Consider the following 13,758-nt stretch of genomic DNA (forward strand, 5'->3'; position numbering starts at 1 on the left):
ACCAACCACGCCCAGATCCCGGTGAACCAGCCCAAGAGCCAGGTCAACAACTACAGCCAGGACGGCGCCGGACGCTACCTCTTCAACGCCCCGTCCGTTCCGGTCTACGCCCCGAACACCCTCGGCGGCCCGGCAGCCATCGAGCCGCAGAACCCGGCCGGCGGCTGGGAGAACGACGGCGAACTGACCCTCGCCGCGCACTCCCTGCACGCCGAGGACGGCGACTTCGTCCAGGCCGGCACCCTCTACCGCGAGGTCTACGACGACGCCGCCAAGGCCCGCCTGCTGGACACCATCACCGGCGCCGTGGGCGGCGTGAAGAGCCCCGGCATCAAGGAACGCGCCATCCAGTACTGGACCAACGTCGACGCCGAACTCGGCGCCAAACTCCGCGCCAACCTCGGCGCAGCACCCCTCTCCGACGCAGAGGCAGCCAACAAGATCGGCTAACAAGCCACTACCGGCTGAAAAGAACCCCGCCCCGGCACTCACACTGCCGCGGCGGGGTTCTTTGTCTTCTCCACGGTTGTCCACATAGCCTGCGCTGTCCACATAGCCTGCGGCGGGGGTGGGCAGCGGTGCGCACCGTCCCTACTCTTCAATCATGAGCACATTTGACGGCATTCCCGCTGCTGCCGCGGAATTCTACGAGGAGCTGGAACAGAACAACACCAGGGAATGGTGGCACGCCCATGAGGAGGTGTATGCGGCGTCCGTCAAGGAGCCGCTCACCACGCTCCTGGCCCGGCTTGAGCCCCGGTTCGGGCCCGGCAAGATCTTCCGCCCGCACCGGGACATCCGGTTCTCGCAGGACAAGTCCCCGTACAAGACAGCCCAGGGCGCGTTCGCGTCATACCAGGAAGGCGTCGGCTACTACCTGCAGCTCAGCGCTGACGGCCTGCTCGTGGGCGGAGGCTACCATTCCCACTCCCCCGCCCAGCTGGCGCGGTACCGGAATGCCGTGGACGCCGCCGGCACCGGGGAACAGCTGCAACACATCGTCGATTCCATAGCCATGGCCGGGTTCCACATCGAGGGAGAGAAGCTCAAGACGGTGCCCCGGGGTTACGCCCGGGACCATCCCCGCGGGGAGCTCCTGAAACACAAGTCGCTCGCCGCGAGTGTGGCTCTGGGCCAGCCGGAATGGCTTCCTTCACCTGCAGCGGAGGCCGAGATCGCCCGGCTGTGGGAGCAGCTGCGGCCGCTGGTGGACTGGGTCGGACGGCACGCCGCGCCCTAGGACAGGTCTCCGCTCCAGCATGCCGGCTTCAGCGCTGTTCAGCCCCCGAAGTGCCATGCATCGAGCACAACACGGCCACGCGGCGATTCCAGCGCCGCGGTGAGCGGCGCGTTCTGCACAGCGTCGACCGGGCTCGCCTGAACGGCCGGAAGCTTCAGCACGTCGACCGCCTGGGCGGGAACGCCGCGCAGCACCAGCCCCTGCAGCGCCACATCGCTGAGGGGCATGTGGGCACACGGATGTTGCCCTTCCCATTCGATCAAGCTGGGCAGCGCGCCTGCACATTCGGCGCGGCCGTCGTCGCGGATGGTGATTCGCCACTTCAACAGTCCGTCAGGCGTGTCGCGCTGCGCTGCCACCAACTCGCCAGGGTCGAGGGCGAAGTTGGCAAGTTCCCGCCGCAGCGTCTCAATCTTGCGCGTGCGCGCCACTGCGTGCACCAGCCGAGGGGATTCGCGGACAGCCTCACGCACTTCGGGGTGGTCGAGCCCAAACCAGCGCGGCCTCCCCGGCGCCGGCGCCTCGGGATCGATCGCGATCACCTCGAGGTAGCAGTCGGGGAAACTCTCGCTGCTGATGGCCATCACTCGGTTGTGAGTACCCATCAACGGGTGTTTGCCACCGCCGGAGGGCTGAATGCCGAACGTTGCCGCGCACCAGGCAGCGCCCTGTTCCAGGGAATCGGCGGCGATGACCAGGTGATCGATAGTGGCGTTCACAAGTCAACCGTACCGCTCGGGGCGTTTGGCAGATCGGACCGCTGTCCGACGACTCGGACCCAACGGTTGGAAGAGGCACCCTGGGGGCGCGGGGCACGGTACGCCTAAGCTGTCCCCACGCCGGCCGTCCAACGCCAGTCCAGCAGCGGGTCAGACCTTCGTCAGGGCGTCCTCGTCGTCGTCCAGGTCGTCGTCCGAGCTCCGGGCCGGGCCGCCGTTCACGGCGGCCTTCGCTCCGGCGAACTTTTCGTTGAGCCGGGAGTGGCGCTGGCCGTAGGCAAAGTAAATGCCCAGGCCCACCGCGAGCCAGATGGCGAAGAAGATCCACGTCTCCACGGCCAGGTTGGTCATGAGATACAGGCACAGCACCGCAGACAGGATCGGCAGGACCTTGCCGAACGGCACCCGGAACGCAGGCTTGAGATCCGGCCGCTTCTTACGCAGCACCAGGATCCCCAGGCTGACCATCACGAATGCGGAGAGCGTGCCGATGTTGATCATTTCCTCGAGCAGATCAACGTTCGTCAGGCCTGCCACGAGGGCCACCGCGGCGCCGCAGATGATCTGGAGCCGTGCCGGCGTCGAACGCTTCTCGCTGGTCTTGGACAGGGACCGCGGAAGCAGCCCGTCGCGGCTCATGGCCAGGACCACGCGGGAGAGGCCCATCAGCAGCACCATGATCACCGTGGTCAGGCCCACCAGGGAGCCGAATGCGATGATCTTGGCGGCATCGGTGTTCCCGACGGCTTCGAAGGCGGTGGTGAGCGTCGGGTTCTCGACCTCGGCCAGCTGCTTGTAGGAGACCATTCCCGTGAGGGCGAGGGATACCAGGATGTACAGCAGCGTGACGAGGGCAAGGCCGCCGAAGATGCCGCGCGGCAGGGTCTTTTGCGGGTTCTTGACCTCTTCCGCGGAGGTCGCCACCACGTCAAAGCCGATGAAAGCGAAGAACACCAGTGCTGCTCCGGCGAAGATGCCCAGCGTTCCATACTGGGCGGGGGCGGCACCGGTGAGGAAGCCGAAGAAGGACTGCTTCATGACATCCGCTGCCCCGGTGCCCGCTGTGGGTTCAGAGGCCGGAACGAACGGGGCGTAGTTGGAGAACTTGACGTAGCTGAAGCCCACAACGATCACGAAGATGACGACGCCGATCTTGATCAGCGTGAAGATGTTGCCCACCCGGGCGGACAGTTTCGTTCCCAGCACCAGCAGTACGGTGAAGACGGCGACGATGAGGAACGCGCCCCAGTACAGGTCCACGCCGCCGAGCGAGACAGCGGGCGGGATCTCCACGCCCATGAGAGCGAAGACCTTGCTGAGGTAGATGCCCCAGTATTTGGCAATCACGGCAGCAGCGGTGAACAGCTCAAGGATCAGGTTCCAGCCGATGACCCACGCAAGAACCTCGCCCATCGTGGCGTAGGTGAACACGTAGGCGGAGCCGGCCACGGGGATGGCAGTGGCGAATTCCGCGTAGCACATGATGGCAAGGGCACAGGTGATGGCAGCCACCGCAAAGGACACGGTGACAGCGGGGCCGGCGAAGTTGGCTGCGGCCTTGGCACCCACGGAGAAGATGCCGGCGCCCACTGCTACGGCGACGCCCATGATCATGAGGTCCCACGTGCTCAATGAACGCTTCAGCTGGCGTCCGGGCTCATCGGCGTCGGCAATTGACTGCTCGATGGATTTGGTCCGGAAAAGATTCATAGGTAGTCCACAATCCTGATCGGGGTTGGAAACAGACCTAGCAATAATAGAGTCCAGCCAATGGACGGCTGCATTTGTCCCAAATAATGAGACTGGAATGGTGTTCGACGGCACAAAACCACGCCCGGACCTCCCCCGCGCTGCGGCTGCGCGGTGTGGTGGAAGGTCCGGACGTGGTGGTATGGGCCTGTATCAGCGCTGAAGGCTGATACTGGGGTGGAGCAGCCTCCCGGCCCGTCCGGGTCCGGGAGGCTGCTGGGAAACGGACTAGCTGATGGCGTTCATGATGTTCCAGCCCGTGCCTGCCGAGACCCTCGTCGGGAAGATTCCGGCACCGTTGCCCAGGTAGGTCCAGAGCGTGCCGCCCGAGTCCCTGGCGACCAGGTCAGCCCTGCCGTCACCGTTCAGGTCACCGGCACCGCTGATTGCCGTCATGGTGTTCCAGCCGGCGCCTGCGCGGATCCGGTTCGGGAAGGTTCCGGCACCGCTGCCCAGGTAGGACCACAGCACGCCGCTCGTGTCCCTGGCCAGCAGGTCAGCCCTGCCGTCACCGTTCAGGTCGCGCGAGGAACTGATGGCATTCATGCCGCCCCAGCCGCCGCCGACCCGGATCCGGTTCGGGAAGATTCCGGCACCGTTGCCCAGGTAGGACCACAGCACACCGCTCGTATCCCTGGCGATCAGGTCAGCCCTGCCGTCACCATTCACGTCACCGGAGGCGCTGATGGCATTCATGACACCCCAGCCGCCGCCGACCCGGATCCGGTTCGGGAAGATTCCGGCGCCGTTGCCCAGGTAGGACCACAGCACACCGCTCGTATCCCTGGCGATCAGGTCAGCCCTGCCGTCACCGTTCACGTCACCGGAGGCGCTGATGGTATTCATGACACCCCAGCCGCCGCCAACCCGGACCCGCGTCGGGAATGCTCCCGATGCGTTGCCCATGTAGGTCCAGAGCACTCCGCTCGAGTCCCTGGCCAGCAGGTCCGCGTTGCCGTCACCGTTGAAGTCACGCAGCGCTGTCAGGAGGCCCACAACGTTGGCTGCCGTTACCGCCGTCGAGGTCTGGGATGCCGTGGCGTACCCGTCCTTCGACCCGGTGACCCTGACGGTGATTGCCTTGCCGGCGTCGCCGGCCCTCAGGGTGTACGTGTCCGCCGTAGCCCCGCCGATGGCAGTGCCGTCCGCGAACCACTGGTAGCTGAACGTGACCGGCGCCGGTCCCCAGACTCCGGTGTTGGCCCTCAGCAGGCCTCCGACTACAGAGGCTCCCGTAATGGTCGGGGCCGCAGTCACCAGCACCGGCATGACGGGAGTGACCGCGTTGGACACTGCAGCCGGGCTGGAGCCGTGGACGTTCTTAGCCGTGACCTCGAAGCGGACCTGCACTCCGTTGGCCAGCCCGGTGACAACCAGGCTGTTGGCATCGCCTGGTGCTGTGCGAAGTGCACCGACCTGCTCTCCGGTAGCCACATTGACAACCTTGATGGAGAACTCGTCCGTGATCCCGCCGGCCACAGCAGCCGTGAAGTTCACGGTTGCCGAAGCGTTGCCGGTCACGGCCGTCACACCGGTGGGTGCGCTGGGCGCGACCGAGTCGGCGAAGATCAGCGTTTCGATGTTCCGGAGGGTGTCCGTTCCATCGGGGCCGGCGTTGTTGTGGGTCACCGTGGTCACCCCGGTCTCTTCGTTGACGTCGACGGTGTAGTTCGCCTCGATATCGGAGAACACGGCCTTGTCGGTGCCACCGCTGGTGGAGAGGAGTTCCCGCACCACCTCGATGTTGCCCGGGTCGACCTTGCCGGCGAACACGTCCGCCTGGAGGGTCGCTCCGGTCAGGGCACCGGCCTCGTTCTTCAGGTACTGCGTGGTCATGCCCGTGGCGCTGCCGATCACTTCGCCGGCGTCGTTCTTGACGCTCAGCCGAACGTTCAGGTAACGGTCACCGTCGATGATGTCGTTGCCTCCACGGCCTTCGATAATGTCGTTGCCGCCGCCGCCGAGGAGGACGTTGCCGTCGCCCCAGGCCATCGCGTTCTCGGACTTGTCCAGAAGCGGGCAGTCCTTCGAGGCCGAAGCGGCAATCACATCGGCGATGGGGGTTGTCCGCGCTTCTGCCGGGATCAGCTCATTGAGGCCGGCGATGCGGTTCACACCGTGCTCATCAAGGACGTTGCAGCCGATGAAGCCGGCGCCGCCGATGTCAGCGGGAACCACGTCGTCACCGCGGAGTTTGTCGTCGAAGGGGCCTCCGGAGAGGGCCTCGACTTCGTTGTAGCGGTCGCGGACGCCCGTCTGGAGGATGTCCAGCGGCAGGATCTGCAGATCCAGGTCGGCATCCTGCGGCTGCGGATCGGCAATGCCGATCTCCCAGTCATAGCCGGAGCCGCCGGCAACCTTCTCGATGCCGGGACCTGCGAGGCCGATGTCGTCGCCACCTTCCATGTCGTAGTCATCGTCACCGCCCTGGCCTGCCTGGACGTCGTGGCCCGGCTTCTGCGAGTCGTCCAGGAAGAACAGGTTGCTGGAGTCACCCATCAGGAGGTCGGGCTCGTCTCCGCCCTCCATCCAGTCACTGCCACCGTCGCCGAAGACAGCGTCTTCGCCCTGGCCGGCGATTGCAAAGTCATCGCCTTCGCCGGAGAAGGTTTCGTTGATGTTGGGTCCGCCGTTGGTGAAGTCCTTGCCGTCACCGGCCATGATGATGTCCAGGCCTGGGCCTGCATCGATGGCGTCGTTGCCCGGGCCGCCCTTGTGGACGTCGTCACCGGCGATATCGGTGATGATGTCGTTGCCTTCGCCGCCAAGTCCGACGTCGGCCCCGTCACCGCCCTCGATGATGTCGTTGCCTTCGCCGCCCCAGAACGTGTCGTTATCGTTGCCGCCGTAGACGCGGTCAGGGTTGACGGTTCCGTTGAAGACGCTCTGGCCGTTGATGCCGGAAGGGTCCACGGTGTTGGTCATCCGGTACTTGATGGTGCCGTCAGCCATGCGGATCAGAACCTTGGTTTCGTTGCACTCCGAGGCCGAGTCGTCAGCGACGGTGTTGCCGAATGTGGTGAACCCGTCCCGGGTGCCGGCAAGGTTCTTCAGCTCGAACTTGCAGTCCGCCGTGGCAAAGGCGTCTGCCTTCAGGGCCTGCGCATTGGTGTTGCGCATCATGAGTTCCGCAAATGAGTTGCCTTCCAGCTGAGCCCGCAGGTTCATGCCGGGGGTGCGGGCCAGGTAGTAGAACCGGTCGCCGTTCTGCAGCTCGGTGAGCTGCTGCTCGAAGACGTGGTTGAACGTGCTGCCCAGGAGGCCACCGAACATGTTGGTGCGTTCCGCGAGGCCACCGACCCACAGTTCGACGTCGTCGAGGCCGGTCCGGGAGTGTCCGTTCTGGTCTGACCAGGTATCGCCGTCACTGTTCATGAACGCCGCGGCGTCCGCCGGAGGAACATCGCCGGCAAGGGCGTCCGGGTTGACGATGGCACGGGCAGCGTCGCGGCGGGACTTCAGCGAAGCGGGTTTGTCATCGGCGTTGTCCAGTACCTTATCCGGTCCAGCATCCTTGAGGATCGTGGGGTGCTTGCCGTAGGCCGCCACGAAGTTGATCAGCGACTCAGGGTGCTTGAGGTTCTCACCGAAGTCGATCCAGTTCGTGTAGGGCTTGAGCTGGCCGTCATTGGTCTCAGCGTGGAGGTCCTTGCGGAATTCGTTGAGCGTCGGGATGCCCTCAGACCTGGCCCGCGTCATGTTGATAGTGGCAAGGTCAAGGGGAAGTCCCAGCAGGTTGTTCCGGAGCGTGTCCGTGACGAATTCGTCCAGTTCGTTGCCGGCCTGGTCGGACATGCCCATGATGATGCTGCCCGCTGCCTGTTCCGACGTCAGCTCACCCTCGGCGCCGCCGTCGGTGTAGGCCGGCGGGTTGAGGAATCCTTCGAGCAGTGAGATGTCGTTTTCGGAGCCCCGGATGTCGTCGGACGTTCCGTAGGCGGCGTCGGGGCCGGGCTTGTCTTCGTTCCGGCGCGAGATGGTCTCGGTCAGCATGGAGTGGCCGAACCGGTAGACGGCGTGGGCGAATTCGGCCTTGATGGCCGGGTTGATTTCCGTCTGCGTGAAGGCAAACGGCTGGAACGGGTTGATCAGAGGCTGGATCTTGCGCGCGAATTCTTCGAAGACCAGGTGCTGGTACTCCATCTCGGTCACGAAGCGGGCCGCCTGGAAGAGGCGCTCACCGTAGTTGAACGTCGCGTCGCCGACAGCCTGGTAGTCGCCCAGAAGCGCGGCATTCTCCGGCTTGGCCAGCGTGGTCTTGATGTCGTCGACCAGGCGGTCGTGCTCGGAGTGGAACACCTGGTGAATGGCGGTCAGGCCGATGTTCTCGTTGACGCGGCCGTCGCCGGCGATGAAGTGCGCATCGAGCATCTCATCGTCGTAGGTGCCGGGTGCCTGGCTGGCGAAATCGGCCGAGGCGGTGGTGTCCGCGTCCTTGGTCGGGGCCACAGCCGGAGTCCCGGGGTTGTGGTCATGGTCCTTCTTTGACGGGTCGGCGTTGTGCGCAATGTCCGTCAGGAACGGGGTGTTGAAGTAGTGCACATCGGCAGGAACGAGCGTTCCCGTTCCGCCGTTGTCGGCGGGGTTCGCCTCAACCTCGCCGCTGGCCGTCATGAACACGGGAAGGCCGCGTTCCGGACCGGGGACGAAGTTGCCGTACAGGTCAGACTTGATCATCGGGACGTTGAGGACATCCTTGTCCTCAAGCCGGATGCCGAGCTTCTCGAAGGCCTGCACCTTGGTGGTTGCCCACGTGGCCATGCCTCCTGCGGTCGGTCCGGCGGGGCCGCCGAGCAGCTTGCCGGTGGCAACGGGACGGCCGGCGTCGTCCGTCACGTACTCACGGAGGAACACCTGGTGCGAGGGGTGGGAGGTGTAGGTCTGGCTCTGGTCCACCCACGGGGAGTCGGTGTTGAGGGCGTCCTGGACATCGTCAGCACTTTCATCAACAGGCGTGCTGGGGTCGTCACCGAGAATGCCGTCCGCACCCGGCTGGTTTAGGCCGCGGGTCAGGGCCATGAAACGCAGGTGCACGGGCAAGTCGTCGCCTTCAACAACATCCCGTGTTGCCGGATTGTCCACGCCCTCGACGGCGGGAGTCGCCGGGTCGTCGTCAAATTTATGGTTGGGGCCCGCGATCAGCGGGTCGTCTGCCTTGAGGGGAACGTAGACGTTGCCGCCGCCTTTCACGGTCTGGTCGATGCCGTGGTCGAAGAACTGGCCGAACAGAGTGAAGAGGGAGTTGTAGGGCGGGGACAGCCCGACGTCCGTGGTCACGTTGGGGATGAAGAGCGTGCTGTAGGACGGAACGCAGTCCACGGGGTCAGCTGCCACCGGCGGATCGGACAGCGGGTCCGGGTCGGTGGTGCAGGGCTTGACCCCTTCATTGCCCTGGGTACGCACGGGATTGCCGGCAGCGGAAACGGCTGCCGGGTTCGTGGACGTCTGGTCGACGATCAGGTTGCTGATGACGCGTGGGTGCGAGTCGAAAACGTTGCCCTTCTTTTGGGAGTACTTGGTGGCGACGGGAGGACCAAAGGCCGCGTTCTCTGCGTCCTTGAAGGATGCGGCACCCAAACGCGGGAACACCTGGTCGGCGGCGCCGAAGTTGTCCTGTCCGGGCTCGAGGTGGTTGCAGCTGCCGTCTACCGTCCGCAGTCCGAGGGAGAGCATCGGGCTTGCGAGCTGGTTTTTCAGGGCGCCACAGGGGCCGGTCTCGGCCGTCGTATCGGCCACGTGCTTTTCGGCGATCTTGATCTGCTTCAGGATGAACGACAGGTCCGAAGGGGTGACATTGAACCCCGCCCCTACTGGTCCCTGCACCGCGTTGGCTGCAACCACGGGCAGTCCCATGGCCGCGGGCATCGCCAGGGTGGTTGCTGCCGCAATCAGCCGGAAGGAGACCGGCCGCTTGTTTCGCTTGCTGCGTCGTAGACGCCGATTGGTTGGTGGATCGGTGGGGGCTGTGGATCGGCTTTGATCCCCGCCCCCGTCTGACTTCAAGGCTGAGAGTTTCATGGCACACCTGCCGCTAGGAGGGATGGAACACTGACATGGTGTTCGGCCCCACTCCTAAAAACCTTGGAGTAAATGGGTTCTGCAGAGGCGCGGAGAACGGTTCCCTTCGAAAAGGCCACCCAGATTGGGGGTTCCCAATGACGGCTTGAACATGCAACGCCCGGGCCGGGCCTTCAATTGCGGCCCCGCGCCCGGGCGTCATCTTCTAGGTTTTTTCTGCAGTAAGGCCGACCGGCTTCCATCGGTCCGTCCATCCCGCGGCTTCCCCCGGGAGCGCGTCATCAGTGCGCGCCAAAGTGTCAGGTGCGGGAAATCTCGATCATTTCCTCGCGCGGCACTACTTTGATGCGTTCGCGCACGACGCCCTCAGCCGCCGCTGATTCGGACCACGCCGCTCCGAGGGCTGCTTCGTGCGCGTTCAGCCGGTTCCAGCCCTCCCACGTGGTGTACTGGATGCCGCGTTCCTCGAGCAGGTCGATGATCGCCTGCGGATCCGGGTTCTCCGCGGGCGGCAGCGTCAGCCGGTCCTCGAGGAGGAAACCGATGGTTTCCAGGGCGTCGCCTTTGGTGTGCCCGATCAGGCCGACAGGCCCGCGCTTGATCCAGCCCGTGGCGTAGATGCCGGGGACGGGCTTCCCCTCGGCGTCGAGCACGCGGCCGCCCTCGTTCGGGATCACCCCTCGCTCGGCGTCGTATTCCAGTTCGTCGAGCGGGGAGCCGTGGTAGCCGATGGCGCGGTAGACCGCCTGCACCGGGTAGTCAATGAACTCCCCCGTGCCCTTGACGTTTCCGGTGCCGTCCAGCTGCATCCGCTCGAACTTGATGCCGGCAACCTTGCCGGACCCGCCGTCGTCGTATATCTCCACGGGGCTGTGCAGGAAGTGCAGGTGCAGGCGGCGGGAGGACGGCTGTTCGGACTCGGCGTGCTCTTCCACCAGCCAGTTGGTCATGGTGTTCACCATGGTCTTGGTCTGGTTGTTGGTGCGGATCGCCTCGTCCGAGGCCTCATCAAACTCAAAGTCCTCCGGGTACAGCACAATGTCCACGTCGCGGGCATGGCTAAGTTCGCGAAGCTCCAGGGGCGTGAATTTGACCTGCGCCGGGCCGCGGCGTCCGAACACGTGTACGTCAGTGACCGGCGAATTCTTCAGGCCCTGGTAGACGTTGTCCGGAATCTCGGTGACGAGGAGCTCATCGGCGTGCTTGACCAGCATCCGCGCCACGTCCAGAGCCACGTTGCCGTTGCCGATCACGGCGATTTCCTTGGCGTCCAGCGGCCACTCGCGCGGGACGTCGGGGTGGCCGTCGTACCATGACACGAAGTCCGCGGCGCCGAAGGAGCCCTCGAGGTCGATGCCCGGGATGTCCAGGTCGGCGTCCTTGATGGCGCCGGTGGAGAAGATCACGGCATCGTAGAAGGCCCGGAAGTCGTGCAGGGTGAGGTCCCGGCCGTAGGTGACGTTGCCGAGGAAACGGATGTCGCCGCGGTCCAGGACCTTGTGCAGGGCGTTGACGATGCCCTTGATGCGGGGATGATCCGGAGCAACCCCGTATCGGATCAGGCCGTAAGGTGCAGGGTAGGCCTCGAAAAGATCGATGCTGACCTCCAGGTCCCCGCCCTTCACTTCATTGGATTTGGTCAGGATGTCCGCAGCGTAGACACCGGCGGGTCCGGCTCCGACAATTGCGACGCGGAGCGGCCTCTGGGAGGTGGATTCAGCTGAGTTGGACACCGGGAGCCCTTCTGGAACGGGAAATTGCGCGTGTCATCCTGCGCGCAGTTTTCAATTCTAATTGTCCTCATGTTCCTGCGCTGAACCGTGACGCAGCGGGTCAGCCGCCAGGCCTCGGGCAATCAGCCGCTCTCCTTTAGGGGCACCACGTCGCCTTCGCGGTAGAGCAGGGCCCGCAGTTCCGATTCCCCGGAGTCCAGCCGTTTGGGGTCGATCGTCTCGCCGGCCGCGAAGTGATCCAGCATGCGCGGATCCACGTAGCTTTTCCGGGCGATCGACGGCGTGTTCCCCAGGACGGCGGCGGCATCCTGCATGGCAGCTTTGACGGCACCCTTCCGTGCCGCAACCTTCGTCTGCGGGCCGCTCCGGGCGAGGCTGACGGCGGCTGCGACGGTCCCGTGGAGGGTCCGGAAGTCCTTTGCGGTGAAGTCGGATCCGGTGCGCTCCTTGACGTATTCGTTGATGTCGGCGCTGGTCACCGGATGCCAGTTCCTCCCATCCTTGTAGGCCAGCAGGCGGGCGTTGCCACCGCGCCGCTTGAGCACGCGTACCAGGGCGGCGAGGTCCTCGTCGGCGATTTCCGATTCCCAGTTCTTGCCGCTCTTGGCCGGGAAGCTGAGCAGCACGCGCCCTTTCCTGACCTGCACGTGCGCGCAGAGCAGCGTGGCGAGGCCGCGGCTGCCGTTTTCGTTCGTGTACCGTTCGGAGCCCACGCGCAGGGATCCGCTGTCAAGCATGCGAAAGGCGGCGGCGAGGACTCGGCGGCGGGTAACGCCGTCGCTCCTCAGATCCATGGTGACCAGCCGGCGGGCGGCGGGCAGCGACTCCGCGAGCTGGAGCGCGCGGTTGTACTTCACCCGGTCCTTCCGCTCGCGCCATTCCGGGTGGTAGATGTACTGCCGGCGCCCCATCGCGTCCAGGCCGGTGGCCTGGATGTGGCCGTTCTCAAACGGCGAGATCCACACATCGGTCCAGGCCGGCGGGATGCCGATGCTTTCGAGCCGCTCCCGGACGGGCCCGGGCGGCAGGGTTGACCCGTCGAGGTCCCGGTAGCTGAACCCCTTGCCCGCCGCCACCCTGCGGTACCCGCGCCCGGAGGCGTTGCTGCGGCGCAGCCTCATCGCGCCTCATCCTGCCCGCTAAACATCCTCATAATGGAAAGCCTACTGACTATTCCTGTGCGGCACGCAACTACGGCCCCACTGGACGGAATACGGCAGCGCCAGATGGCGTTATGGATCTTGTGCCTACGCCTGACGGATCCGTCTCCTCCGCTGTACCTCCCGCCGCGCCGCCCACTGCGGAACGGCCGGCGGTGACCGCTTCCGGTGCGCAGACTCCGGGCCTGAAGGCCGTGGACAAGGACACGACGGCGGGGGTCCTGTTCGGCGTCGGCGCATACGGTCTGTGGGGGCTGCTCCCGCTCTACTTCTTCGTGCTGCAGCCGGCGGGAGCCGTCGAAATCGTGGCCAACCGGGTGGTCTGGTCCCTGCTGTTCTGTGCACTTCTGGTCACCGTCACCAGGGCGTGGCGTGTCCTGGGCGCCGCCTTCCGGAACCGCTCCGTCCTGGGCACCCTCACTCTCGCCGCCGTCCTGATTGCCGTGAACTGGCTGACCTACACCTACGGCGTGACCACCGGCCAGGCCGTCGAGACCTCGCTGGGCTACTTCATCAACCCGCTGGTCTCCGTCCTGCTCGGCGTGTTCGTACTGAAGGAAACACTCCGCCCCCTGCAGTGGGCCGCCGTCGGCATCGGTTTCATTGCTGTCGCCGTGCTCACGTATTCCTACGGCAAACTGCCATGGATCGCCCTCACATTGGCCGTCAGTTTCGGCCTGTACGGGTTCGTCAAGAAGCGCGTGGGTCCCAAGGTGGGCGCCGTCACGGGTCTCACGGTGGAGACCGTGGTGCTGACGCCGTTGGCCGCCGCCACCATGATTTTCCTGGGCGTCAGCGGGAGTGCCACGCTGGCCAGCCACGGCGCCGGACACTTCTGGCTGCTTGCCGCATCCGGCATCATCACCGCCGTGCCACTGATGTTCTTCGGTGCGTCCGCCCGCAGGCTGCCGATGACCACGATCGGGCTGCTGCAGTACTTCGCGCCGGTGCTGCAGTTCATCGTCGCCCTGGCGGTCTTCCAGGAAGCCATGACCCTCGAGCGGTGGATCGGCTTCGGCGTCGTCTGGCTGGCCCTGCTCGTGCTCACCGTCGACATGCTCACCACGGCCCGCAAGAACTCCGCTGCCCGCAGGCTCTCCCTTCGGGAAGCGCGAACGGACACCTAAGCCCCCACCTCC

Annotated in this window: 8 protein-coding genes; 3 read left to right on the top strand and 5 right to left on the bottom strand. The window is 65.3% G+C overall.

Annotated elements, in window-relative coordinates; translation table 11 throughout:
* On the top strand, nt 1-450 hold a 450-nt coding region (locus ACIP90_RS09695), incomplete at its 5' end, for a catalase-related domain-containing protein (RefSeq protein WP_400578941.1).
* Between the two features lie 154 nt (nt 451-604).
* A complete protein-coding gene (locus ACIP90_RS09700) occupies nt 605-1,240 on the top strand; it encodes a DUF2461 domain-containing protein (RefSeq protein ID WP_400578943.1) in 636 nt (211 codons plus the stop codon).
* Between the two features lie 38 nt (nt 1,241-1,278).
* On the opposite strand, the gene ACIP90_RS09705 is transcribed toward ACIP90_RS09700, so the two are convergent.
* The 5 genes from ACIP90_RS09705 to ACIP90_RS09725 all read right to left on the bottom strand — a co-directional run bounded on the left by ACIP90_RS09705 (nt 1,279) and on the right by ACIP90_RS09725 (nt 12,580).
* The gene (locus tag ACIP90_RS09705; RefSeq protein WP_400578945.1) at nt 1,279-1,959 is read right to left on the bottom strand and encodes a VOC family protein; all 681 of its coding nucleotides are present in this window, start codon (nt 1,957-1,959) and stop codon (nt 1,279-1,281) included.
* 150 nt (nt 1,960-2,109) lie between these two features.
* Nucleotides 2,110-3,669 carry an APC family permease gene (locus ACIP90_RS09710; RefSeq protein ID WP_400578946.1) on the bottom strand — a complete coding sequence of 520 codons (1,560 nt, stop codon included), beginning with the start codon at nt 3,667-3,669 and terminating at the stop codon, nt 2,110-2,112.
* Nucleotides 3,670-3,936: 267 nt separating this feature from the next.
* Nucleotides 3,937-9,573, bottom strand: coding sequence for a peroxidase family protein (locus ACIP90_RS09715; RefSeq protein ID WP_400579373.1), 5,637 nt, complete (start codon nt 9,571-9,573; stop codon nt 3,937-3,939).
* Between the two features lie 452 nt (nt 9,574-10,025).
* Entirely contained in the window at nt 10,026-11,459 is a 1,434-nt protein-coding gene (locus ACIP90_RS09720; protein ID WP_400578949.1) for an FAD-dependent oxidoreductase, read from the bottom strand.
* Nucleotides 11,460-11,581: 122 nt separating this feature from the next.
* Entirely contained in the window at nt 11,582-12,580 is a 999-nt protein-coding gene (locus ACIP90_RS09725) for a DNA topoisomerase IB (RefSeq protein ID WP_400578950.1), read from the bottom strand.
* A gap of 113 nt (nt 12,581-12,693) precedes the next feature.
* Here ACIP90_RS09725 and rarD point away from each other — a divergent pair, with 113 nt between their 5' ends.
* A complete protein-coding gene (rarD, locus tag ACIP90_RS09730; RefSeq protein ID WP_400578952.1) occupies nt 12,694-13,746 on the top strand; it encodes an EamA family transporter RarD in 1,053 nt (350 codons plus the stop codon).
* Nucleotides 13,747-13,758 lie beyond the last annotated feature (12 nt).

Origin of the sequence: Arthrobacter sp. NPDC093139 (genome assembly GCF_044754165.1) — a bacterium.
GTDB lineage: Bacteria > Actinomycetota > Actinomycetes > Actinomycetales > Micrococcaceae > Arthrobacter.

Excerpts from the sequence above, each read along its gene's own strand:
- rarD (WP_400578952.1), top strand. The coding sequence starts at position 12,694 with ATGGATCTTGTGCCTACGCCTGACGGATCCGTCTCCTCCGCTGTACCT.
- ACIP90_RS09710 (WP_400578946.1), bottom strand. The coding sequence starts at position 3,669 with ATGAATCTTTTCCGGACCAAATCCATCGAGCAGTCAATTGCCGACGCC.
- ACIP90_RS09700 (WP_400578943.1), top strand. The coding sequence starts at position 605 with ATGAGCACATTTGACGGCATTCCCGCTGCTGCCGCGGAATTCTACGAG.
- ACIP90_RS09715 (WP_400579373.1), bottom strand. The coding sequence starts at position 9,573 with ATGCCCGCGGCCATGGGACTGCCCGTGGTTGCAGCCAACGCGGTGCAG.
- ACIP90_RS09725 (WP_400578950.1), bottom strand. The coding sequence starts at position 12,580 with ATGAGGCTGCGCCGCAGCAACGCCTCCGGGCGCGGGTACCGCAGGGTG.